The sequence below is a fragment of the Cryobacterium sp. TMB1-7 genome (assembly GCF_004402435.1).
Taxonomy (GTDB): domain Bacteria; phylum Actinomycetota; class Actinomycetes; order Actinomycetales; family Microbacteriaceae; genus Cryobacterium; species Cryobacterium zongtaii.
Window position 1 is genome coordinate 1 of the sequence record NZ_SOFZ01000022.1, and the last position, 21,291, is coordinate 21,291.

The following is a 21,291-nucleotide window of genomic DNA, read 5'->3' on the forward strand; positions in this document are numbered from 1 at the left end:
CCCGACCCACCCTCGGCCTCGAAACCCCAGCCAACCGGCTAGCCCAGCTGCTCACAGCAGCACAAACCACCGGCGTTGCTTAGACCGCTTGACTTTGCCCGCGATTTCTGGGGCTTTTCTCACAGCTCGCGGAACCTTTTACAGTGTCAGTGGTAGGTGAGACGATCTCATCATGAGTAACCCCGACCAGGCAGTACCGCCCGCTCCGGATGCTGACCACCGCTCTCCGGAGTCCGCTCCACCTGGCTCCACCCCCTCCCCTGTCGACCCGACCGCTTTCGGGCCGTACGTCCCCAACCCGGCCCTGGACGAGTTGGTCTGCTCGGAGCTGGCCCGCCGCACCGAGCTGATCGCGGCCGAGGCCCGCGCCATTGCGCAGGCGCAGGCCCGGCAGGCCGAGTTCTTCGTCGCCCTGCAGGGCTGGAGTGAGGACCCGCTCGTTTCCTCGCGCCTGCACGGCAACCCGGAGAGCATCCGGCTGGCCGACGTGAACGCGGCCACCCTGACCGAGGACCAAGCCCGCGCGGCCGCCTACAGCCGGTGGGACGACCGGGACGTGGCCCGCCGCACGATTGTCAGTGAGACCGCCTGCCTGCTGCGCCTGTCCGAGCGCACCGTGGAGCACCTGATGGATCAGTCCCTCTGGCTCCTGGCCGCCCCGGCGACCTTCGAGGCCCTCTCCGCCGGAGAGATCAGCTATCGACACGCCACCGCGCTCGTCGACCAGATGCGCACCCTGCCGATGGAGGACCAGGCGGCATTCGAAGAGAAGGTGCTGCCGGAGGCCAAGCGCCTGCCGGTGGGCCGGTTCATCGACAAGGCCCGCCGGCTACGGGAGCGGCTGCACCCGGAGTCGATCGTGACCCGCAGCACGAACGCCCTGGCCGAACGGCACAGCCGCTGGGAGGCCGCCCCGGACGGGATGGGCTGGTTGCATTGGTACGGCACCGCCCACGACACCAAGGCCGCCTACGACCGCATCAACGGCATGGCCGTGAAGCTCAAGCACCTCGGCGACCCCGCACCGAATGGGAACACCGCGTCCGACACCGCTGGCAGCGGAAGCGGCACCGCAGTCGGCCTCCGCCCAGACGCCACGGAAGAGCTCCCGACTCGCACCCTCGACCAACTCCGCGCCGACATCACCGCCGCCCTGCTGCTGGACGGAATCACGCCCGACGGGATGGGCGCCGGCATCCGCGGCACCGTCATGGTCACCGTGCCCGTGCTCACCCTGCTGGGCTTGGACGAGGAACCCGGCACCCTCGAAGGGTACGGGCCCATCTCCCCCGAGGCCGCGCGGGAGATCGCCGGGCACGCACCGAGCTTCACCCGGCTGCTCACCCACCCGGAGACCGGGGTGGTGCTCTCGCTCGGCAAAACCCAGCACAAGAACACCAAGGCCATGAAAAAGTACCTGCGGGTGCGCGATGAAACCTGCCGGTTCCCGGGCTGTTCCCGACCCGCGGTGACCAGCGACGTCGACCACACCGACCCCTGGGCCGGCGGCGGCAACACCGACTGCGACAACCTCGCCCACCTCTGCGAACCCCACCACCGACTCAAACACCTCAGCCAGTGGCGAGTCACGCAGGAAACCGGCGGGATCCTGCACTGGACCTCACCCGGCAAACGCAGCTACCGCACCGACCCCGCCAACCCGGTCGGACCACCCCGGCCACGGCCACCGGTCGTGGGGCCCAAGACCCGGAAGCGGCCCGCCGATGACAGTTACCTGATGCCCCGGCAGCGGCCGAGTCGGAAGCCGACCCCACCGGCACCCGAGAACCCACCGTTCTGACCGGGGCCTCCGCCCGAATCCATCTGGAGCGGGCAGAGGGTCAAGTCAGGCAGTACGGGCCCAGGAGGCTCTTGAGTTCGCCGAAGAGGTCGGCGGTCACGGTGACCCGGCTCGGCAGCTCGAAGACGCGGGCGGTGTCACCCTTGATCAACTTCAGGCGCACCTCTGAGGTACCGCCGTGTCTCTTGAGCACCTCGCCGAGCTGGGTGACGGTATCGGTGGTGGCTCGCGCCTCGAACAGAGTGATCGACAGGGTGCCGTGATCGGACGCCTGACCGAGCTCGGGCGCGAAGATGCTGTACGCGTGCAGGTTCATTCCGTCATCGCGCATGCTCACCCGGCCGCGCACCACCACGACGGAGTCGCTGACGAGGTCAAGGGAGAACTCTTGGTACGCCTTGCCCATGAACATGACGTCGATCTCGCCGCCGAAGTCCTCGACCGAGATGATGCCGTACTGGTTGCCCGACTTCTTGGCGATGCGATGCTGCACATTGGTGATGAGGCCGGCCACGGTGACGGTATCGGCATCCTGGGTGTGCTCGGAACTGATCAGATCGGTGATCGTGGTGCTGGCGTGCTTGGCCAGCGGAATCTCGAGGCCGGCCAGAGGGTGGTCGGAGACGTAGAGGCCGAGCATGTCGCGCTCCAGTGCGAGCTTCTCCTTCTTGCTCCACTCCGGCCGGTCCGGCACCTGATCGGTCTCCTGAGGGTCGTCGAAGAGGCTGTCGAAGTCGAAGCCGACCATGCCGTGCGACTCGTCACGTTTGATCTTGACGGCGGAGTCGACGGCGCCCTCGTGAATCTCGAACATGGCGCGGCGGGTGGCACCGAGGGAGTCGAAGGCGCCGGACTTGATCAGGGACTCGACGGTGCGCTTGTTGGTGACCTGCAGCGGGACCTTGCGGAGGAAATCGTGGAACGACTCGAAGTCGCCCTTCTCGGTGCGGGCGGCCCGGATGGCTTCCACCACGTTGAAACCGACGTTACGCACGGCGCCCAGGCCGAAGCGGATGTCGGTGCCGACGGCGGCGAAGAAGCCGATCGACTCGTTGACATCCGGCGGCAGCACCTGGATGCCCATCCGGCGGCACTCGTTGAGGTACAGCGCGAGCTTGTCGCGGGCATCGCCGACGCTGGTCAGCAGGGCGGCCATGTACTCAGCCGGATAGTGCGCCTTGAGGTATGCGGTCCAGTAGGACAGCACTCCGTAGGCCGCGGAGTGGGCTTTGTTGAAGGCGTAGTCAGAGAACGGTAGAAGGATGTTCCAGACGGTGGTAATGGCTTCCATTGAGTAGCCGTTGGCTATCATTCCGCCGGAGAAGCCCTCGAACTGCTTGTCCAGCTCGGACTTCTTCTTCTTGCCCATCGCGCGTCGCAGCAGGTCGGCCTGACCCAGGGTGAAGCCGGCCAGCTTCTGCGCGATCGACATCACCTGCTCCTGATAGACGATGAGGCCGTAGGTGCCGCCGATGATGTCTTTGAGGGGCTCCTCGAGCTCTTTGTGGATCGGGATGATCTCCTGCTGACCGGTCTTCCGCAGCGCGTAGTTGGTGTGCGAGTTCGCGCCCATGGGGCCGGGCCGGTAGAGCGCGATGACGGCGGAGATGTCTTCGAAGTTGTCGGGCTTCATGCTGCGCAGGAGCGCGCGCATCGGGCCGCCGTCCAGCTGGAACACCCCGAGGGTGTCGCCGCGGGCGAGCAGTTCGTAGGCGAGCACGTCGTCGAGGTCGAGGTCTTCGAGCACCGGGCGGTGGCCACGGTTCGCTTCGATGTTGTCGAGGGTGTCGTCGATGATGGTGAGGTTGCGCAGCCCCAGGAAGTCCATCTTGATCAAGCCCAGGCTCTCGCAGGCCGGGTAGTCGAACTGCGTGACGATCTGGCCGTCGGCCTCACGGCGCATGATCGGGATGATGTCGATGAGCGGGTCGGAGGACATGATCACGCCGGCGGCGTGCACACCCCACTGGCGCTTGAGGTTCTCGATACCGAGCGCGGTGTCGAAGACCGTGCGCGCCTCGGCATCCGTCTCGATGACGGCGCGGAAGTCGCCGGCCTCGCGGTAGCGGGGGTGGTCCTTGTCGAACATGCCGGTGAGCGGCATGTCCTTGCCCATGATGGGCTGCGGCATGGCCTTGGTGAGCTTGTCGCCCATGCCGAACGGGAAGCCGAGCACCCGGCTGGAGTCCTTCAGCGCCTGCTTGGCCTTGATGGTGCCGTAGGTGACGATCTGGGCGACGCGCTCGGAGCCGTACTTCTCGGTGACGTAGTGGATGACCTCGCCGCGGCGACGGTCGTCGAAGTCGACGTCGAAGTCGGGCATGGAGACACGGTCGGGGTTGAGGAAGCGCTCGAAGATCAGGCCGTGCACCAGCGGGTCGAGGTCGGTGATGCCCATGGCGTACGCGACCATCGAGCCGGCGCCGGAGCCACGACCGGGGCCGACCCGGATGCCGTTCTCCTTGGACCAGTTGATGAAGTCGGCGACGACCAGGAAGTAGCCGGGGAAGCCCATCTGGGTGATGACGCCGACCTCGTAGTCGGCCTGCTTGCGCACGGCCGCGGTGATCCCGTTCGGGTAGCGGCGGATGAGGCCGAGTTCGGTCTCCTTGATGAACCAGCTTTCCTCGTTCTCGCCCTCAGGGGTGGGGAACCGGGGCATGTAGTTGGCCGAGGTGTTGAACTTGACCTCGCACCGCTCGGCGATGAGCAGAGTGTTGTCGCACGCCTCCGGGTTGTCCCGGAACAGGTGCCGCATCTCGGCGGCGGTCTTGAGGTAGAACTCGTTCGAGTCGAATTTGAACCGGTTGGGGTCGTCCAGGGTGGATGCCGACTGCACGCAGAGCAGCGCCGCGTGCGCTGTCGCGTCGTGCGCGTGGGTGTAGTGCAGGTCGTTGGTGGCCACCAGCGGCAGATCGAGTTCCTTGGCCAACTTGAGCAGGTCCGTCATGGTGCGGCGCTCGATGTCGATGCCGTGGTCCATGATCTCGCAGAAGAAGTTGTCCTTCCCGAAGATGTCCCGCAGCTCCCCCGCGGCCTGCCTGGCCTCGTCGTACTGGCCGAGCCGGAGGCGGGTCTGCACCTCGCCACCCACGCATCCGGTCGTACCGATCAGACCCTTGGAATAGGTGCTGAGCAGTTCGCGGTCCATTCGCGGCTTGAAGTAGTAGCCCTCCAGCGACGCGAGGGACGAGAGCCTGAACAGGTTGTGCATTCCCTCGGTGTTCTCCGAGAGCAGGGTCATGTGGGTGTACGCACCGCTACCGCCGACGTCGTCGCGGTTTTGGGCGTTGGTGCCCCAGCGCACCCGGGTCTTGTCGCGACGGTCGGTGCCCGGCGTGATGTAAGCCTCGGTGCCGATGATCGGCTTGATCCCGGCATCCGTGGCGGTCTTCCAGAAATCGAACGCGCCGAAAACGTTGCCGTGGTCGGTGACGGCGATGGCCGGCATCTTCTGTTCAGCGGCCGCAGCGATCAACGGTTTGACCCGCGCGGCGCCGTCGAGCATGGAGTACTCGCTGTGCACGTGAAGGTGGACGAACGAATCATTCTGCGGCGACACGACTGCTCCAGCTGCTCTGGGGTTTATCTGATGACGAAGTGGGGGGTGCTGGTCTTCCAGCCTAAGCGCCGGAGGACGCCCCTGTCCTGATCAACGCAGCCTAATCGCCGCGCAGTAAGCGCAGAGCTTTGGCCAGGTCGTCCGGGTACTCGGCGTTGAAGGTGACCCATTCGCCGCTGGTCGGGTGATCGAAGGAGAGCTGCTTGGCGACCAGCCACTGCCGGGTGAGGCCGAGCCTGGCCGAGATCTTCGCGTCGGCCCCGTACATGGCGTCGCCGACACACGGATGCCGCTGGGCGGCCATGTGCACCCGGATCTGGTGGGTTCGACCGGTCTCCAGATGCACCTCGAGCAGGGACGCGGAGGGGAAGGCTTCCAGGGTCTCGTAGTGAGTGACGGAGTCCTTGCCTCCGGCGATCACAGCGAACTTCCAGTCGGAGCGCGGGTGGCGCCCGATCGGCGCGTCGATGGTGCCGCTGGACGGGTCTGGGTGGCCCTGCACGACGGCGTGGTAGATCTTGTCGACCTCCCGGTCGTGGAAGGCCCGTTTGAGGTGCGTGTACGCGTGCTCGGACTTCGCAACGACCATGAGGCCGCTGGTCCCGACGTCGAGACGGTGCACGATGCCGGCCCGTTCGGACGCACCTGAGGTGGCGATGCGGTAGCCGGCGGCGGCGAGGGCGCCGAGCACCGTCGGGCCGGTCCAGCCCACGCTGGGGTGCGCCGCGACGCCGGATGGCTTGTTGACGACGACGATGTCGTCGTCGTCGTGCACGATCGTGAGATCGGGTACCGCGATGGGCACGATGACGAGGTCCTGCTTGGGCGCCCAGCTCACGTCGAGCCAGGCCCCAGCACGCAGCTTGTCCGACTTGCCGACCACGACGCCGTCCTGGGTGACCCCGTCGGACTCGGCGATTTCGGCCGCGAAGCTGCGGGAGAAGCCGAACAGCTTGGCGATGCCCGCGTCAACGCGTACACCGTCCAAACCATCGGGCAGGGGAAGGGCTCGGTTTTCCATGATGCCGTTCAGTTGGAGGGGGTGAGGGGCGCGGCGCTGCCGGCGGGCACGGTGCTGACGGCCGGTTCGGCGGCATCCGGGTCGGATGTCGGGGTGCGACGGCCGTCGAGGCCGATGCCACGCAGGGTGAGCAGCATGAAGAGCGCCATGCTCACCACGATGCAGCAGTCCGCGATGTTGTAGATGGCCGGCATCATCCACGGGGTGTAAATGAAATCTACGACGTGCCCGAGGCCGAAAGACGGCTCCCGGAACAGTCGGTCGGTCAGGTTGCCGAGCACACCGCCGAGCAGGAGACCGAAGACGATCGCCCACAGGCTCGAGCGGATGCGTGGGGCGAACCACACGACAAACACGACGACACCGGCCGCAATGAGTGAGAACACCCAGGTGAGGCCGGTGGCGAAGGAGAAGGCCGCGCCGGGGTTCCGGATGAAGTGCAGTTGAAGCACATCACCCAGAACCCGGGCGGTCTGACCCTCGGTCATCGAGCTGACGACGAGGGCCTTGCTGATCTGATCAAACGCATACCCGCCCACAGCCACGAGGGCCAGGACGATAAGTGCGCGGTAGCTGACCTTCGACGGGTTGTTACGCGCCAAAGCCCTGGAAGCTCGCCTTCGGCGAGTTGCCCGAGTCCTTGCCCGCACCCGCGCCGACGGGCGACGTGGAGTCGAGGTCGCGCAGCTGACCCTCGATGTAGCTCTTCAGCTTCTGGCGGTACTCGCGCTCGAAGGTGCGCAGTTCCTCGATCTTGTTCTCGAGGACGGCACGCTCCTTGTCGAGGACGTTGATCTGGGCGCGCTGCTTGGCTTCGGACTCCGCGATCACGCGGGCAGCCGTGGCGTGGCCCTCAGCGATCAGGGCGTCACGCTTCTCGGCGCCTTCCTTGACGTGCTCCTCGTGCAGGCGGCGGGCCAGCTGCAACAGGTTCGTCGTGCCGGCGGTCTCGTCGATCGGCTCGGCAACCGGCGCCGGGGCGACGGGTGCTGCAGCGACGGGCTCGGGCACGACGGCAGCGACGGGCTCTGCGACGGGCTCAGGAGTGTTGACGGGCTCAGCGGTCTTGGCCGCGGCGGCACTGACCGGAGCAGCAGGTGCGACCTCGCCGCCGGAGAGACGGGCCTTGAGGTCCTCGTTCTCCTGGGTCAGGCGTCGCAGCTCGACAACGACCTCGTCGAGGAAGTCGTCAACCTCGTCCTGGTCATATCCCTCGCGGAACTTGGTCGACTGAAACCTCTTGTTGACTACATCTTCCGGAGTTAGCGCCATGGCTTTCCACCTCAAAACTTAATTGCGAACAGTTGTGCGAACACGTGCTTACGACCAACTGGCACTCGGTGTTGTACCGGGCCGGTTGGCCGTCATCGATCAAGAATACATGCCGAGGCCCTGGTGAGGCTGCGTGTCAGAACCGAATCGCCGTAATCCACATGCCGATGATGCAGCACAGCATGGTCAGGCTCCAGCCAAAGTCGAACGCGATCGGGCCGACGCGGAGCGGCGGGAAGATCCGACGGAAGAAATTGATCGGCGGGTCGGTGAGTGTGTAGACCAGCTCAATGAGAACCAGGACGAACCCGTGCGGCCGCCACGACCTGTTGATTCCCCGGACGAGGTCGACGATGAATCGGCCCCACATGACGAAGAAGTACAGCAGCAGGAAGTAGTAGGCGATCCCCAGGACCAGGTTGACTACGGACACGTCGGGTTATGACTGGGCGAAGAAGGAGGAATCGGCGTCCCCCTCCTCGACGGCGTTGTCGCCGGAGATGACGACGTGCGACGGCGACAGCAGGAAGACCTTGGCCGTTACGCGCTCGATCTTGCCGTAGAGGCCCTGAGACAGGCCGCTGGCGAAGTCGATGAGACGGCGCGCATCGGCATCGCTCATCTGGGAGAGGTTGATGATGACCGGAATTCCATCACGGAAGGACTCGGCGATCACCTGCGCGTCGCGGTACTGGCGCGGGTGGACGGTAAGGATCTCGTTCATTTCGGACACGACAACATTCTTGGGGGTGGAGGTCTTGTGCAACGGCGTGACCGGTGCGCGGCCGGCGTTCGCCGGAGCAGCGTGGGACGACGCGACATGGGCTGACTGGGTGGGGAGAGTGGAGACGGGAGCCGCTGCCGGCGCCTCATATTCCAGCTCTTCGTCTGCCAGACCCAGGTAGACCATGGTTTTCTTGAGCGGGTTGGACATCTCGACCTCCGTGTTGGTATTACGACGTTTTCAGATTAACCGCTGCCGGGCGATTCCCGGTGATTGCGGTGCCAATTCGCAGGTGTGTCGCGCCTTCGGCGATGGCGGCCGCGTAGTCCTGGGACATTCCCATCGACAGGTACCTGGCGTCGGGAGCGATGCCGCGCATCTGGGCGCCCAGCTCGCTGACCAGGGCGAAGGAGCGCTTCGGTTCCGCGCCGAGCGGCGCGACGGCCATGAGCCCGAGCAGCCTCAGGCCCGGGGCCGACAGAACCCGCTCCACCAACGGTGCGAGGTCCGGAATCGACACCCCGCCCCTGGCCGGGTCCTCGGTGAGGTTGACCTGCACGAAGCAGTCCACCTCGGCACCGGCCTCGAGGGCGCCCGTGTGCTCCGCCACCGGGGTGGCAAGGCCGGTCACGAGGGACTCCCGGTCCACCGAGTGGATCACCGACGAGTAGGCCCGCACCTGGCGGGCCTTCTTGCCCTGCACCTGACCGACAAAGTGCCAGCGGATGCCGGCTCCGGCCAGTTCGGCCGCCTTGGCCTGGGCCTCCTGGTGCCTGCTCTCGCCGAGGTCCCGCACCCCGAGCTCGAGGAGCTCCCGGATCAGGGACACCGGTTGGAACTTGGTCACCACGACCGTGGTGATGTCGTCCACCGAGCGACCGGCGAGCCGTGCGGCGTCGGCTATGCCGCCGCGCACGTTCGCCAGCCTTTGGGCGAGGTCCGGTTCGCTCATTACTTCAGGAAATCGGGGATGTCCAGGTCGTCTGAATCGTCCTCGAAGGCCGGGTCGGCGACCGGAGTGCTCGCAGCGGGGTCGCTGGACCAGACCGAGCCGCTGGGCTCGGCGACCGGGGCGTTGTCTGTTGCGGCAGAGGCACCGGCGATGGCACCGGCGGCGCCACCGGAGACTCCCGCTGCCACACCGGCAGCGACCAGGTCGGAACGACGGACCTCGGCAACCTTGGCACCGGGCTCACCGCCGTCGAAACCCGCGGCGATGACGGTGACGCGCACCTCGTCACCGAGGGTGTCGTCGATGACGGCACCGAAGATGATGTTGGCTTCGGGGTGCACGGCCTCCTGCACCAGGCGGGCGGCGTCGTTGATCTCGAAGATGCCGAGGTTCGAGCCACCCTGGATGGAGAGCAGCACGCCGTGGGCGCCATCGATCGACGCCTCGAGCAGAGGAGAGGCAACGGCGAGTTCCGCCGCCTTGATGGCCCGGTCCGCTCCGCGCGAGGAACCGATGCCCATGAGGGCGGAGCCGGCTCCCTGCATGACCGACTTGACGTCGGCGAAGTCGAGGTTGATCAGGCCGGGTGTGGTGATCAGGTCGGTGATTCCCTGCACGCCGGCGAGGAGCACCTGGTCAGCGGTGGCGAAGGCCTCGAGCATGCTGATGCCGCGGTCGCTGATTTCCAGCAGGCGGTCGTTCGGCACGACGATGAGGGTGTCGACCTCGTTCTTGAGCGAGGCGACACCGGTCTCGGCCTGAGCCTGACGACGCTTGCCCTCGAAGCCGAACGGCTTGGTGACGACACCGATGGTCAGAGCGCCGATGGACTTGGCGATCCGGGCGACGACGGGGGCGCCACCGGTACCGGTACCGCCGCCTTCGCCGGCGGTGACGAAGACCATGTCGGCTCCGGCCAGCGCTTCTTCGATTTCCTCGGCGTGGTCCTCGGCGGCGCGACGGCCGACCTCGGGGTCCGCTCCGGCGCCGAGACCCCTGGTGAGGTCGCGGCCGACGTCGAGCTTGACGTCTGCATCGCTCATCAGGAGTGCCTGGGCATCCGTATTGATGGCGATGAATTCGACCCCTCGGAGGCCGAGCTCGATCATGCGGTTGACGGCGTTCACGCCGCCGCCGCCAATTCCAACAACCTTGATGACTGCTAGGTAGTTCTGATTAGTTGACACGTCCGGCCTCCGGTGGAACCCTAAACCTCTACTCGAGGCTTAAAGTTATTCTGAGTATGCAATTCTAAATTCGAAGTTAGGTGCCACCGCTGATGGCTTGGGGAGGCGCGCCCGCGTGTCGCGAATACCCGGTCGGTTTCAGCGAACGACGGCGCTGTCCGGCGATGACACGTCGTATTCGGTCACGCTGCCGACGGGGTGGCTCACAAGGAGGGCCGCCAGAACGAGCGCCTTGTACTCGCTGCGCTCAGCGTTGCCCCAAAGGACCCGCGCTCCCCCACCCAGGGTGAGCGTCACGTCGTCCTTGGTGGCGGCTGTCACGCTGTCCAACTGGCCGCGGATGCCCTCTGGCAGTGCTCCGACCACGGCGACCGCGGCCTGGAAACCGGCGCCGCTGGCACCGCCAGCGGCGTCGATGAGGGGGTAGCCCTGCGGCCGGTCCGGTCCACTCTGGATGACCACACCGGCCGCGTCGACGAGGTCGAAGCCGGCGGCGGACGTGATAGCGCCGACGGGCTCCCGTTCGACGATGCGCACCACGAGGGTATCCGGCGGCCGGCTCTCCGTGACGTAGCTGCGGATGAGGCTGAATTCGCTCAGTTGCCCCTTCACCTCGGCGAGGTCGAGGAGCGGCAGCGGGGTACCCAGCTGCCCCTCGAGCGCCTGCGCCACGTCGGCGGCCGGGATGCGGTTGGTTCCGGTGATCTCGATGGTGCGCAACGCCATCAGCGGGGAGAACACGCCGACCAGGACGAAGGCCACCAGGGCGACCACGGTGCCGCCGGCGGCGAGCCAGAGATTGCGGCGGTGGCGGGAGCGGGAGGTGAAGCGACGCACCTCGTTGCGCTCGTACTGCTTCCGGGCTCGCCGCGCCGCTCGCAGCCGGGCCCGGGCCGCTCGCGCGGTCAGCGGGGGCTCCTGTCCCAACGATTGTGGAGTCGACGTCTCCGGAGCGTCCGGTGCGGCGGCGGCCTTGACGCCTCGTTGAGGCAGACTGAAGCCGCCGGGGCGCCGCCGTGTCGGTGGGGTATCCGTCGCTGGGGTGTCGGACGCAGCGCTGGCCGGCAGGACGATGGGCTCGGTCAGCGCCTCAGGCTCGGCACGGGTGGGCGCGGCGCCGGGGCCGGCGGCCGGCCGTTTAGGCCCGCGGGCAGGCTGCTGGCGCGGCTCAGGGGCACGCGGCGGTGTCGCCGCAGCTGGTTTCGCTGCAGCGGGCTTCGGTGCCGCTGGTCGCGCCGCAGGGCCTGCGGGACGCTTCATGCGCGAGCGCCTGGACGGTGACTCATCCGCGCGTACCCGCCGCCGACTCGTCCGCGAGAGATTCGAGCAGCTGCGGAACGATGCGGTACACGTCACCACAGCCGAGTGTCACGACGAAGTCGCCGTCTCTGGCGATGGTGCCGAGGTAGTCGGCAGCATCCTGCCACTCGGGGATATAGGCGACGTGGGCCGGGTCCTGGAAGCGTTCGGAGACCAGCGCACCGGTCACGCCGGGTTCGGGGTCTTCCCGTGCGCCGTAGACCGCCAGCACGATGGTCTCGTCGGCGTATTTCTCCAGGGTGTCGGCGAATTCCTGGGCGAACAGCCGGGTGCGGCTGTACAGGTGCGGCTGGTGCACGGCGATGATCCGGCCGGCTCCGACCACCGTGCGTGCGGCGGACAGCGCCGCGGCGACCTCGGTGGGGTGGTGGGCATAGTCGTCGTAGACGCTCACACCGCGCACGGTGCCGTGCAGCTCGAACCGGCGCTCGGTGCCGCCGAACGCCGAGATCGCCGCCAGGGAGGCGGCCGGCTCGAAGCCGAGCCCCACGAGTACGGCGAAGGCGCCCGCCGCGTTGATGGCGTTGTGCCGGCCGGGGATGCGCAGGGTGGCGGAGTAGTCGACGCCGTCCCAGGTCACGGTGAAACTCACCGGTCCGCTGGTGCCGATGGAGTGCACCCGCGCCGTGGCGCCCTCGGCCTCGCCGAAGGTGATGATGCGCTTGTCGGTGAGCCGGGCGGTGACGTGCACGGCGCCGGGGTCGTCCGAGGAGACCACGACGAATTCGTCGGCGTTCTGGGCGAATTCGACGAAGGCCGCTTCGAAGGCCTCGAGCGAGCCGTAGTGGTCGAGGTGGTCGGGGTCGACGTTGGTGATCAGCGCGACGCCGGTGTTGTAGAGCAGGAACGAGCCGTCGGACTCGTCGGCCTCCACGACAAAGAGGTCGTCGGCGCCGCTGCCGGCGCTGACGCCGAGGGATTCGATCACCCCGCCGTTGACGAAACTGGGGTCCTGGCCGATGCCGAGCAGGCCGGTGACGATCATGCCCGTCGAGGTGGTCTTGCCGTGCGCGCCGGCGACCGAGACAAGCCGGTGCGAGCGGATCAGCCAGGCCAGCGCCTGGGACCTGTGCAGCACCGGGAGACCGCGTTCGGTGGCGAGGACGTACTCGGGGTTGTCCTGCCAGAGTGCGCCGGTGACGACGAGGCTGTCCGCGTCGCCGACGTTGGCGGCGTCGTGACCGATGGTGATGGTTGCGCCCAGCTCGCGGAGCGCGTGCACATTATCGGAGTCGCGTGAGTCTGAGCCGGTCACGGTGTGGCCCGCGGCCAGGAACAGTCGGGCGATGCCGCTCATTCCCGAGCCGCCGATGCCCACGAAGTGCACAATGCCGAGGTCTTCGGGAACTATCAGGGTCAGGTCAGGCTTGATCACGTGAAGGTCTTTCTGGCTGGCGGTGCGCGGGGTGGTGCAGGTTCTGCGGGTTCAACGTTACGCGGAGTGCGGTGCGGTCGCACCCGCCGCCTCGTCGATGAGGTCGATCGTGCGCGCGGTGCCGTCGAGCACGCCCGCGGAGTGGGCGGCGACGCTCATGCCGTGGATGCGCTCGGGCTCGGCGAGGACCGGCAGCAATTCAGACCGGACCCAGCCCGGCAGGAAGGCGGCGTCATCGACGAGGATTCCGCCGCCGGCGGCCACGACGTCGGCGGCGTTGAACCGCTGTTCGCCGTTGCCGACCGGGTACGGCACGAACACGGCGGGGATCCCGAGGGCGCTCAATTCGCAGACCGTGGCAGCTCCGGCGCGGGAGACGGCGAAGTCGGCGACGGAGAGCGCCAGATCCATCCGGTCGCAGTACGCGATCATCCGGTAACCCGGCAGGTTCGGATCGTCGACCTCGGCGGAGTTACCGGTGATGTGGAGTACCTGCCAGCCGGCGTCGGTGAGGACAGCCGCGGAATCCACGACGGTGCGGTTGATGCGGCGGGCGCCGAGCGAGCCGCCGGTGACCAGCAGGATCGGCCGGTCGGCGTCGAGGCCGAAGAAGGCCAACCCGGCCGCGCGGGAGCCGGCCCGATCGAGAGTCTCGATTTCCCGGCGCAGCGGCATGCCGACGACCCTGGCGTGGCGCAGCCGGGTACCGGCGAAGGCGACCCCGACCGAACGGGTCAGTAGGGCGCCGACCCGGTTGGCCAGCCCGGGCTTGGCGTTGGCTTCGTGGATGGCGATCGGTACGCCGGCCCGGCGCGCGGCCAGGTAGGCCGGCGTGGCGACATAACCGCCGAAGCCGACGACGACATCGACGCGGCGGTCGCGCAGGATGGTGATCACGTCGTTGATGGCGCGATTGAATCTCGGCGGGAAGCCGAGCGCCGCGCGGTTGGGCCGCCGGGGGAAGGGCAGCCGCGGGACTATCAGCAGTTCGTAGCCGCGTTCGGGTACCAACCGGGCCTCGAGGCCCTCGGCCGTGCCGAGGACGAGGACCGTCGCGTCGGGCTCGCGCAGGCGGAGCGCGTCGGCGACCGCGAGCAGCGGGTTGACGTGGCCGGCGGTACCGCCCCCGGCCAGCAGATATGTGGTCATCGGGTGGTTCCTCGTTTCGGTGCGGCACCGACGGGCGCCGGGCGTGCGGGCGCGGCCGCAGGGTCGCGGGTCTTGGCGTCCTCGCTCAGGTTGTGGTCGCTTCTGGCGAAGGACAGCACCACCCCGATCGCCGCGAGGGTGGTCAGCAGCGCCGTGCCACCGGCGGAGATCAGCGGCAGGGGCACACCGAGGACCGGGAGGACTCCCAGCACGACACCGATGTTCACGAGGGCCTGGCCGATGATCCAGACCATGACGGCCGCGGTGGTGACCTTGATCTGCATGTTGGCCGTACCACGCATGATGCGGATGAATGCGAACGCCAGCAGGACGAACATCAGCAGGACGACGATGCAACCGATCAAGCCGAGTTCTTCGCCGATGATGGCGAAGATGTAGTCGTTGTCGGCGGCGGGCAGCCAAGACCACTTGGCCTTGGAGTTGCCCAACCCCACGCCGAACACTCCCCCGTTGGCCAGGGCCCAGGTGCCGTGCAGGGGCTGCCAGCACGCGGCGGAGATGGTGCCCTTCAGCTCGTCGCAGCCCTCCGCGGCGAAGCTGAGGATGCGGGTCATCCGGTTCTCGCTGCTGATGGCGAGCAGGATGCCGGCGACAGCACCGACGATCAGGGGCAGGGCGAGCATCCGCAGTCGCAGCCCGGCGAAGAACAGCGCGCCGAACAGGATGCCGGCCATGATGATCACGGTACCGAGGTCACCACCGATCATCACGAGCATGACCGCGCCGCCGCCGACGCCGAACACGGGGATGTACACGTGTCGCCAGTCGTCGAGCTTGTCTTTCTTCTGCGCGAGGATCACGCCGAGCCAGATCACCAGGGCCACCTTGATGGCTTCGGAGGGCTGGAACTGCACACCCGCGATGGAGAGCCAGTTGGTGTTTCCCGCCACGGTGACGCCGAGCGGGGTGAAGATCACCAGGCACTGGAAGAAACAGGAGATACCGAGGGCCGGCCAGGCGACACGTTTCCAGAACGTCACGGGTAGCCGGCTGATCACGAGCATCAGCGGGATTCCGAGCACCGCGAAGATTCCCTGCCGAAACAGCCCACCGAAGAATCCGGCGTCTTCCAGGTAGGAGTCCACCGACGAGGAGGACAGCACCATGACCAGGCCGAAGACGACCAGGAAGAGCGTGGTGCCCAGCAGGAGCAGGTAGTTGGTGGATTCGGCCCGGAACACCCGGCCGAGGTTGATCCGCGTCAGGCTACTGCCGCGGTCCTGGGAACTGTGGTTCTCGGCGGCCTCAGGCACCCGGGTACGAGGACGAGTCTTCATGCGACCCACCTCCCAAATAATCGTGTACGGCCTGGGCGAACTTCGACCCGCGTTCCGCGTAGCTGGCGAATTGGTCCATGGATGCGGCCGCCGGGGCCAGCAGGACCACGTCCCCGGCCGTGGCGAGGGATGCGGCCAGAACGACCGCGGACGGCATGACCTCCCCAGTGTCATCCGAGTCGATCTCGAAGACGCGCAGGGCGGGGGCGTGTCGTCTAAATGCCGCCAGCACTTCCTCGCGCTCGACGCCGATCACGACGGCGCCGCGCAGCCGGCCGGCGTGCTTGGCCACCAGGTCACCGATGTCGACGCCCTTCAGCAGGCCGCCGACCAGCCAGACGACGGAGTCGAACGCCGCCAGCGAGGCATCCGCCGCGTGGGGATTGGTCGCCTTGGAGTCGTCGACCCAGCTGATGCCGTCGCGAATCGCCACGACCTCGATGCGGTGCGCGTCGAGACTGAAGGTGGCCAGGGCCGCCCGGATGGCCTCCGGCGACACGTCGAAGGACCTGGCGAGGGCGGCGGCGGCCAGGATGTTGGCCACCACGTGCGGCGCGGCCAGCCCGGCGGCGGCGAGGTCGGTGATGGTGGTGAGCTCGATGGCGCTGTCGAAGCGGTCCTCGAGGAACGCCCGGTCGCAGAGGATCCCGTCGACGATTCCCAGGTCGCTGGGTCCCGGCACGCCCAGGCCGAAGCCGATGGCCCTGGCGCCGTCGCTGACGTCGGCGTCTTCGACCATCCGCATCGTGGCGAGGTCGGCCTTGTTGTACACGCAGGCGACGGTGGTGTTCGAGTAGACCTTGGCCTTCGCATCGCGGTACGCGCTCGCGGAGCCGTGCCAATCGATGTGGTCGTCGGCGATGTTGAGGCAGACGCTGGAGACCGGGACCAGGGCGCCGGGGCCGGTCAACGGCAGGTGGTGCAGCTGGTAGCTGGACAGCTCGACGACGAGCACGTCCCAGCCCTGGGGGTCGCGGATGGCGTCGAGCACGGGCACGCCGATGTTGCCGCAGGGGGCGACCCTGTGGCCGCCGGCAGCGAGCATCGTCGCGGTCATCTGCACTGTCGTGGTTTTGCCGTTGGTACCGGTGACGAGGATCCAGGGCGCGGCGGGACCGACCTTGTCGCGCAGCCGCCAGGCCAGTTCGATGTCGCCCCAGACCGGGATGCCCTGTTCGGCGGCCCACAGAAGCAGCGGGTGGTCAGGGTGGAATCCCGGCGACACGATGACCAGCTCGGGATTGTGCTGAACCAGGGCCGGGGGCGCGGCGTCAAGGTCGGCGGTGACCAGGGGGACGCCGAGGACCTCGAGCAGGCGCGCACGCTCGTCGGGGGCGCGGCCGGCGACGACGAGAACCTGCGCGCCGAGTTCGGCCAGGGTGTCCGCCGCGGCGAATCCGGTCATCCCGAGGCCGAGGACGGCTACCCGCAGGCCGGACCAGTCGGAGTGCCAGCTGGTCAGGGCGTTGAGGCGATCGGGTTCGGTGGCCGGGTCGTCGAAGGAGTGGGCACTCATACGCGGGCCAGCCACTCGAGGTAGAACGTTCCGACGCCGGCGGCCACGAGCAGCCCGCCGATGATCCAGAAACGCACCACGACGGTGACCTCTGCCCAGCCCTTGAGTTCGAAGTGGTGATGGATCGGGCTCATCAGGAAGATCCGTTTGCCGCGGGTGACCTTGAAGTACGCGCGCTGCACGATGACCGAGCCGGCCTCGATCACGAAGAGACCGCCGATGAGCACCAGCAGCAGTTCGGTGCGGCTGAGGATCGCCAGCGCGGCCAGCGCACCGCCCAGGCCGAGCGAACCGGTGTCACCGAGGAAGATCTTCGCCGGCGAGGTGTTCCACCAGAGGAAGCCGATGAGCCCTCCGACGATGGCGGCGGCCACGATGGCCAGGTCGAAGGAGTCCGGGCCGGCGTAACACTTGTACATGTCGGCGATGTCGGATCCGCCGGTGTTGCAGGACTGGTTGGACTGCCAGAAGCCGATGATGATGTACGAACCGATCGCGAAGACCAGGGAGCCGGTGGCGAGGCCGTCGAGACCGTCCGTGACGTTGACGCCGTTGGAGGTGGCGGCGACGATCAGGCAGATCCAGATGATGAACGCGGCGATGCCGATGAAGGTGCCCAGCTTCATGAAGTCCAGCGGCAGGTCCCGGATGAACGAGATGTGCGTGGAGGCCGGGGTCTGACCGTATTTGTCGGGGAACTGCAACGCCATCCAGCCGAATGCGCCGGCGACCACGACCTGGCCGGCGATCTTCTGCCAGCCGCCCAGGCCCAGGCTGCGTTGGTTGCGGGTTTTGAGGTAGTCGTCGAGGAAACCGACCAGGCCCAGGCCCACCATCATGAACAGCACGAGGAGGGGTGACGCCGTCAGCGGCCGTTGTTGCAACCACATCGCGAGGAAGTAGCTGACCAGGACGCCGACGATGATGATGATGCCGCCCATGGTGGCCGTGCCGCGCTTGGCGTGGTGGCTCTTGGGTCCGTCATCGCGGATGAACTGGCCCCAGCCGAGTTTGTGGAACAGCCTGATGAACAGCGGGGTGAGCAGCAGGGTGAAGACGAGGGACATCGCTCCGGCCAGGAGAAGGGCTATCACGAGTACAACTTTCCCAGTCGGTCTCCGAGGAAGCGGAGTCCGGCTGAATTTGATGATTTGACGAGCACGGTGTCGCCGGGTTTCACGGTGTCGCGCAGCAGGTCGAAGGCCTCGTCGGCGGTCTCGACGTAGGCCGATTCCCCGTCCCAGGAACCCTCGTTGATGGTGCTGATGTGCATGCGGCGGGCGGCACGGCCGACCACGATCAGTTGGGAGATGTTGAGGCGTACCGCCAGGAGTCCGATCCTGTCGTGTTCCTCGCCGGAGAGCTCCCCCAGCTCGCTCATCTCGCCGAGCACCGCGATGCTGCGGCCGTCGGATTTCCGGATCTGGGCGAGGGTCTTGAGGGCCGCGGTCATCGAGTCGGGGCTGGCGTTGTAGGCGTCGTTGATGACGGTGATGTCGTCCTGTCCACCCATGACCTCCATGCGCCAGCGTTCGGCGACGGTGACGGATTCGAGCGCGGTCACGATGTCGTCGATGGGAACCCCGAGGGCGTCGGCGGCCGCGGCGGCGGCCAGGGCGTTCATCACGTGGTGTTCGCCGAGGACCCTGAAGGACACCGGTCGGCTCTCGCCGCCGGGCAGGTGCAGGGTGAAGCTCGTTCCGGTTCGGCTGCCGTGGACGGCGGAGGCACGTACGGTGGCGCCGTCGCTCTCACCGAACCACACCACGCGGGCGGCGGTGACGGCGGCCATGCCGGCCACCCTGTCGTCGTCCCTGTTCAGGATTGCGATGTCGTCGGCGCCGAGGTCGGTGACCATCTCGGATTTGGTGCGCACCGTGGCTTCGATGCCGCCGAAACCGCCGGCGTGGGCCAGGCCGACCTTGAGCACGATGCCGATGTCCGGCCGGGCCATCCGGACCAGGCGCCGGATTTCACCCTCGGCACTGGCTCCCATCTCTGCGACGAGGAACTGGGTGTCGCCGGTGACTTCGAGCATGGTCAGCGGGGCGCCGACCTCGTTGTTGAAGGAGGCGCGCGCGGCGACGGTGGGGCCGACGCTTTCCAGGATGGCGCGCAGGAGGTTCTTGGTGGTGGTCTTGCCGTTGGATCCGGTGATGCCGATGATCTTCAGTCGGCCGGCGGCGCGGACTCTGGCGATCACCGTGGTGGCAAGGTCACCCAGGGCGACGACCGCGTCGGGAACCAGCACCTGGGCGACGGGCAGGTCGAGCACCCGCTCGACGATGATCACGGCGGCGCCGCTTGCGACGGCGGCCGGCGCGAAGAGATGGCCGTCGGTCTCCTCCCCCGGCTTGGCGACGAAGATGTCGCCGGCGGAGACCTCGCGGGAGTCGGTGTGCACGGCCCCGCTGACGACTGATTCGCTGGTCAGGGCGTCAGCGGCAGACGGGTCGACGAGGTGCCCGGCGTAAAGGTGCAGAGTGCCGTTCATGGCTGCGGCAATTTCCGCCAGGGTCAGGGCGATCATTACAGCCACCCGGCTTCCTGCAGTGCGAGTCGGGCGTCATCCCTGGCTGAATACGGGAGCTTCACTCCGGCTACCTCCTGGTAGTTCTCGTGGCCGGGCCCTGCGTAGAGCACGACATCGCCCTCCGCGGCCAACGATAGCGCGCGGCGGAAGGCTGTGGCGGGGTCGGGGACCTCGTAGAGTTCCCCCTCTGGCACGGCTTCCCGTGCCGCGGCGAGCAGGGTCGCCCTGATGGTGGCCGGGTCTTCGAATCGCGGATGGAAGTCGGTGATGACGACGGCATCCGCACCGCGGGCGGCAATCGCGCCCATAGCGGCGCGCTTGGTCTTGTCCCGGTCGCCGTCGGCGCCGAAGACCATGATGATGCGCCCGGCGGTGGAGTCGCGGATCGCCCCGAGGGTGTTGAGGAAGGCATCCGGGCTGTGGCCGTAGTCGATGTAGACCAGCGGGCCCCGGTCGCCGGAGATCAGTTCGGCACGCCCAGGGATGTAGGCGTTGATGCCGCCGTCGCGGGTGAGGGCATGCTCGATGGCGGCAAGGTCGAAGCCGCTCTCCACCAGCATCACGATGGCCAGGGCCGCGTTGGCGGCCATGTACCAGCCGAGCAGCGGCACTCGGGTCTGCAGCCGACGGCCATCGGGGCCGTCGAGGGTGAATTCGGTGAAGCGGGCACCGGTCCGCACGACGTTCATGCGCCAGTCAGCATCGGCCGGGCTGCGGTCGGCGTCGGCCGACCCGACCACGGGGTTGTTGCCGAGGGTAGTGACCGGGATCCGGCTCTCCGACGCGATGCGGCGGCCCCACTCGGAGTCCACCGTGACCACTCCGCGGCGGGAGCGGTCGGGCTGGAAGAGCTCCAACTTCGACTCGAAGTATTCCTCCATGGACGCGTAGTCGTCGAGGTGATCGTGGGAGAGGTTTGTGAACCCGGCGACATCGAAGACCAGGCCGTCGACCCGGTGGCGGCTGATCGCCTGGGCGGAGACCTCGATGCCGACGGCCCGGACCTCGGCTTCGCGCATCCGGGCCAGCAGTGCGTGCAGTTCGCTGGCCTCCGGAGTGGTCAGGGAGCTGGTCACGGCGATGTCGCCGATCCGGCGTTCCGCTGTGGAGGTGAGCCCGGCGACGACACCGAGCTGACTGAGGATGGCGAACAGCAGATAGACGACGCTGGTCTTGCCGTTGGTGCCGGTGACGGCGAACAGGTCCGCAGGGTTATCGACTGTGCGGTGGATCCAGGCCGCCACGGTGCCCAGCGCGGCGCGGACATCCGCCGTCACGAGGATCGGGAGGCCGCAATCGGCGGCCAGCAGTGCACCGGCCTCGTCGGTCAGTACGGCAACGGCCCCGGCTTCGCGGGCCGCCCCTATGTGGGATGCCCCGTGGATCATCCGTCCGGGCACGCCGACGAACAGGTCGCCGGGCTGCACCGTGCGCGAGCTGAGGCTCACGCCGGTCAGTTCTACGCCCGCGGTGTCGCCGCGGACGTCAAGCTCAAATTCATCGACCAGTCCGGACAACGATCGCGGGACCGGATGCTGAGGACGGAGAGCCGAGGGTGCCAAATCGGTCACGAGGCTCACT

Annotated in this window: 17 protein-coding genes; 1 reads left to right on the forward strand and 16 read right to left on the reverse strand. The window is 67.5% G+C overall.

Annotation, left to right across the window (positions count from 1 at the left end):
* The first annotated feature begins 172 nt into the window (after window positions 1-172).
* Window positions 173-1,801 carry an HNH endonuclease signature motif containing protein gene (locus E3O60_RS08895; protein ID WP_134497834.1) on the forward strand — a complete coding sequence of 543 codons (1,629 nt, stop codon included), beginning with the start codon at window positions 173-175 and terminating at the stop codon, window positions 1,799-1,801.
* A 40-nt stretch (window positions 1,802-1,841) separates the two neighbouring features.
* On the opposite strand, the gene dnaE is transcribed toward E3O60_RS08895, so the two are convergent.
* From dnaE to E3O60_RS08975, 16 genes are all read right to left on the reverse strand, one after another.
* Window positions 1,842-5,309 carry a DNA polymerase III subunit alpha gene (dnaE, locus tag E3O60_RS08900; RefSeq protein ID WP_134480862.1) on the reverse strand — a complete coding sequence of 1,156 codons (3,468 nt, stop codon included), beginning with the start codon at window positions 5,307-5,309 and terminating at the stop codon, window positions 1,842-1,844.
* Between the two features lie 154 nt (window positions 5,310-5,463).
* Window positions 5,464-6,384, reverse strand: a complete 921-nt coding sequence (locus E3O60_RS08905; protein WP_134497836.1) for an RluA family pseudouridine synthase — start codon at window positions 6,382-6,384, stop codon at window positions 5,464-5,466.
* A gap of 8 nt (window positions 6,385-6,392) precedes the next feature.
* Window positions 6,393-6,986 (reverse strand): signal peptidase II, encoded by a 594-nt coding sequence (gene lspA, locus E3O60_RS08910; protein WP_088456068.1) that lies wholly within the window; start codon window positions 6,984-6,986, stop codon window positions 6,393-6,395.
* Window positions 6,976-7,656: a DivIVA domain-containing protein gene (locus E3O60_RS08915; RefSeq protein ID WP_088456067.1), complete on the reverse strand. Its 681-nt coding sequence runs from the start codon at window positions 7,654-7,656 to the stop codon at window positions 6,976-6,978. Before E3O60_RS08915 ends, lspA begins: the two co-directional genes overlap by 11 nt.
* Before the next feature lie 136 nt (window positions 7,657-7,792).
* On the reverse strand, window positions 7,793-8,089 hold the full coding sequence (locus tag E3O60_RS08920; RefSeq protein WP_088456066.1) for a YggT family protein: 297 nt from the start codon (window positions 8,087-8,089) through the stop codon (window positions 7,793-7,795).
* Window positions 8,090-8,095: 6 nt separating this feature from the next.
* Entirely contained in the window at window positions 8,096-8,590 is a 495-nt protein-coding gene (locus E3O60_RS08925; protein WP_088456065.1) for a cell division protein SepF, read from the reverse strand.
* A 19-nt stretch (window positions 8,591-8,609) separates the two neighbouring features.
* Window positions 8,610-9,332, reverse strand: coding sequence for a YggS family pyridoxal phosphate-dependent enzyme (locus E3O60_RS08930; RefSeq protein WP_134480804.1), 723 nt, complete (start codon window positions 9,330-9,332; stop codon window positions 8,610-8,612).
* Window positions 9,332-10,519, reverse strand: coding sequence for a cell division protein FtsZ (gene ftsZ / locus E3O60_RS08935; protein ID WP_088456063.1), 1,188 nt, complete (start codon window positions 10,517-10,519; stop codon window positions 9,332-9,334). Before ftsZ ends, E3O60_RS08930 begins: the two co-directional genes overlap by 1 nt.
* A 138-nt stretch (window positions 10,520-10,657) precedes the next feature.
* Complete coding sequence (locus E3O60_RS08940; protein WP_134497838.1) at window positions 10,658-11,779, reverse strand: FtsQ-type POTRA domain-containing protein; 1,122 nt, start codon at window positions 11,777-11,779, stop codon at window positions 10,658-10,660.
* Between the two features lie 22 nt (window positions 11,780-11,801).
* Window positions 11,802-13,214, reverse strand: coding sequence for a UDP-N-acetylmuramate--L-alanine ligase (murC, locus tag E3O60_RS08945; RefSeq protein ID WP_134480806.1), 1,413 nt, complete (start codon window positions 13,212-13,214; stop codon window positions 11,802-11,804).
* Window positions 13,215-13,271: 57 nt separating this feature from the next.
* A complete protein-coding gene (locus E3O60_RS08950; RefSeq protein WP_088456060.1) occupies window positions 13,272-14,363 on the reverse strand; it encodes a glycosyltransferase in 1,092 nt (363 codons plus the stop codon).
* Complete coding sequence (gene ftsW / locus E3O60_RS08955; RefSeq protein WP_103460619.1) at window positions 14,360-15,661, reverse strand: putative lipid II flippase FtsW; 1,302 nt, start codon at window positions 15,659-15,661, stop codon at window positions 14,360-14,362. Before ftsW ends, E3O60_RS08950 begins: the two co-directional genes overlap by 4 nt.
* The gene (gene murD, locus E3O60_RS08960; protein ID WP_134480809.1) at window positions 15,630-17,177 is read right to left on the reverse strand and encodes a UDP-N-acetylmuramoyl-L-alanine--D-glutamate ligase; all 1,548 of its coding nucleotides are present in this window, start codon (window positions 17,175-17,177) and stop codon (window positions 15,630-15,632) included. The genes ftsW and murD overlap by 32 nt, the downstream gene beginning before the upstream one ends.
* Window positions 17,174-18,271, reverse strand: coding sequence for a phospho-N-acetylmuramoyl-pentapeptide-transferase (gene mraY, locus E3O60_RS08965; protein WP_088456057.1), 1,098 nt, complete (start codon window positions 18,269-18,271; stop codon window positions 17,174-17,176). Before mraY ends, murD begins: the two co-directional genes overlap by 4 nt.
* Entirely contained in the window at window positions 18,268-19,707 is a 1,440-nt protein-coding gene (murF, locus tag E3O60_RS08970) for a UDP-N-acetylmuramoyl-tripeptide--D-alanyl-D-alanine ligase (RefSeq protein ID WP_134497991.1), read from the reverse strand. The genes mraY and murF overlap by 4 nt, the downstream gene beginning before the upstream one ends.
* Window positions 19,707-21,281, reverse strand: a complete 1,575-nt coding sequence (locus tag E3O60_RS08975) for a Mur ligase family protein (RefSeq protein WP_088457977.1) — start codon at window positions 21,279-21,281, stop codon at window positions 19,707-19,709. The genes murF and E3O60_RS08975 overlap by 1 nt, the downstream gene beginning before the upstream one ends.
* Between the last annotated feature and the right edge of the window lie 10 nt (window positions 21,282-21,291).

Excerpts from the sequence above, each read along its gene's own strand:
- E3O60_RS08895 (WP_134497834.1), top strand. The coding sequence starts at position 173 with ATGAGTAACCCCGACCAGGCAGTACCGCCCGCTCCGGATGCTGACCAC.
- dnaE (WP_134480862.1), bottom strand. The coding sequence starts at position 5,309 with ATGCTCGACGGCGCCGCGCGGGTCAAACCGTTGATCGCTGCGGCCGCT.
- E3O60_RS08905 (WP_134497836.1), bottom strand. The coding sequence starts at position 6,384 with ATGGAAAACCGAGCCCTTCCCCTGCCCGATGGTTTGGACGGTGTACGC.
- E3O60_RS08915 (WP_088456067.1), bottom strand. The coding sequence starts at position 7,656 with ATGGCGCTAACTCCGGAAGATGTAGTCAACAAGAGGTTTCAGTCGACC.
- E3O60_RS08925 (WP_088456065.1), bottom strand. The coding sequence starts at position 8,590 with ATGTCCAACCCGCTCAAGAAAACCATGGTCTACCTGGGTCTGGCAGAC.
- E3O60_RS08930 (WP_134480804.1), bottom strand. The coding sequence starts at position 9,332 with ATGAGCGAACCGGACCTCGCCCAAAGGCTGGCGAACGTGCGCGGCGGC.
- E3O60_RS08940 (WP_134497838.1), bottom strand. The coding sequence starts at position 11,779 with ATGAAGCGTCCCGCAGGCCCTGCGGCGCGACCAGCGGCACCGAAGCCC.
- E3O60_RS08950 (WP_088456060.1), bottom strand. The coding sequence starts at position 14,363 with ATGACCACATATCTGCTGGCCGGGGGCGGTACCGCCGGCCACGTCAAC.
- ftsW (WP_103460619.1), bottom strand. The coding sequence starts at position 15,661 with ATGAAGACTCGTCCTCGTACCCGGGTGCCTGAGGCCGCCGAGAACCAC.
- murD (WP_134480809.1), bottom strand. The coding sequence starts at position 17,177 with ATGAGTGCCCACTCCTTCGACGACCCGGCCACCGAACCCGATCGCCTC.
- murF (WP_134497991.1), bottom strand. The coding sequence starts at position 19,707 with ATGATCGCCCTGACCCTGGCGGAAATTGCCGCAGCCATGAACGGCACT.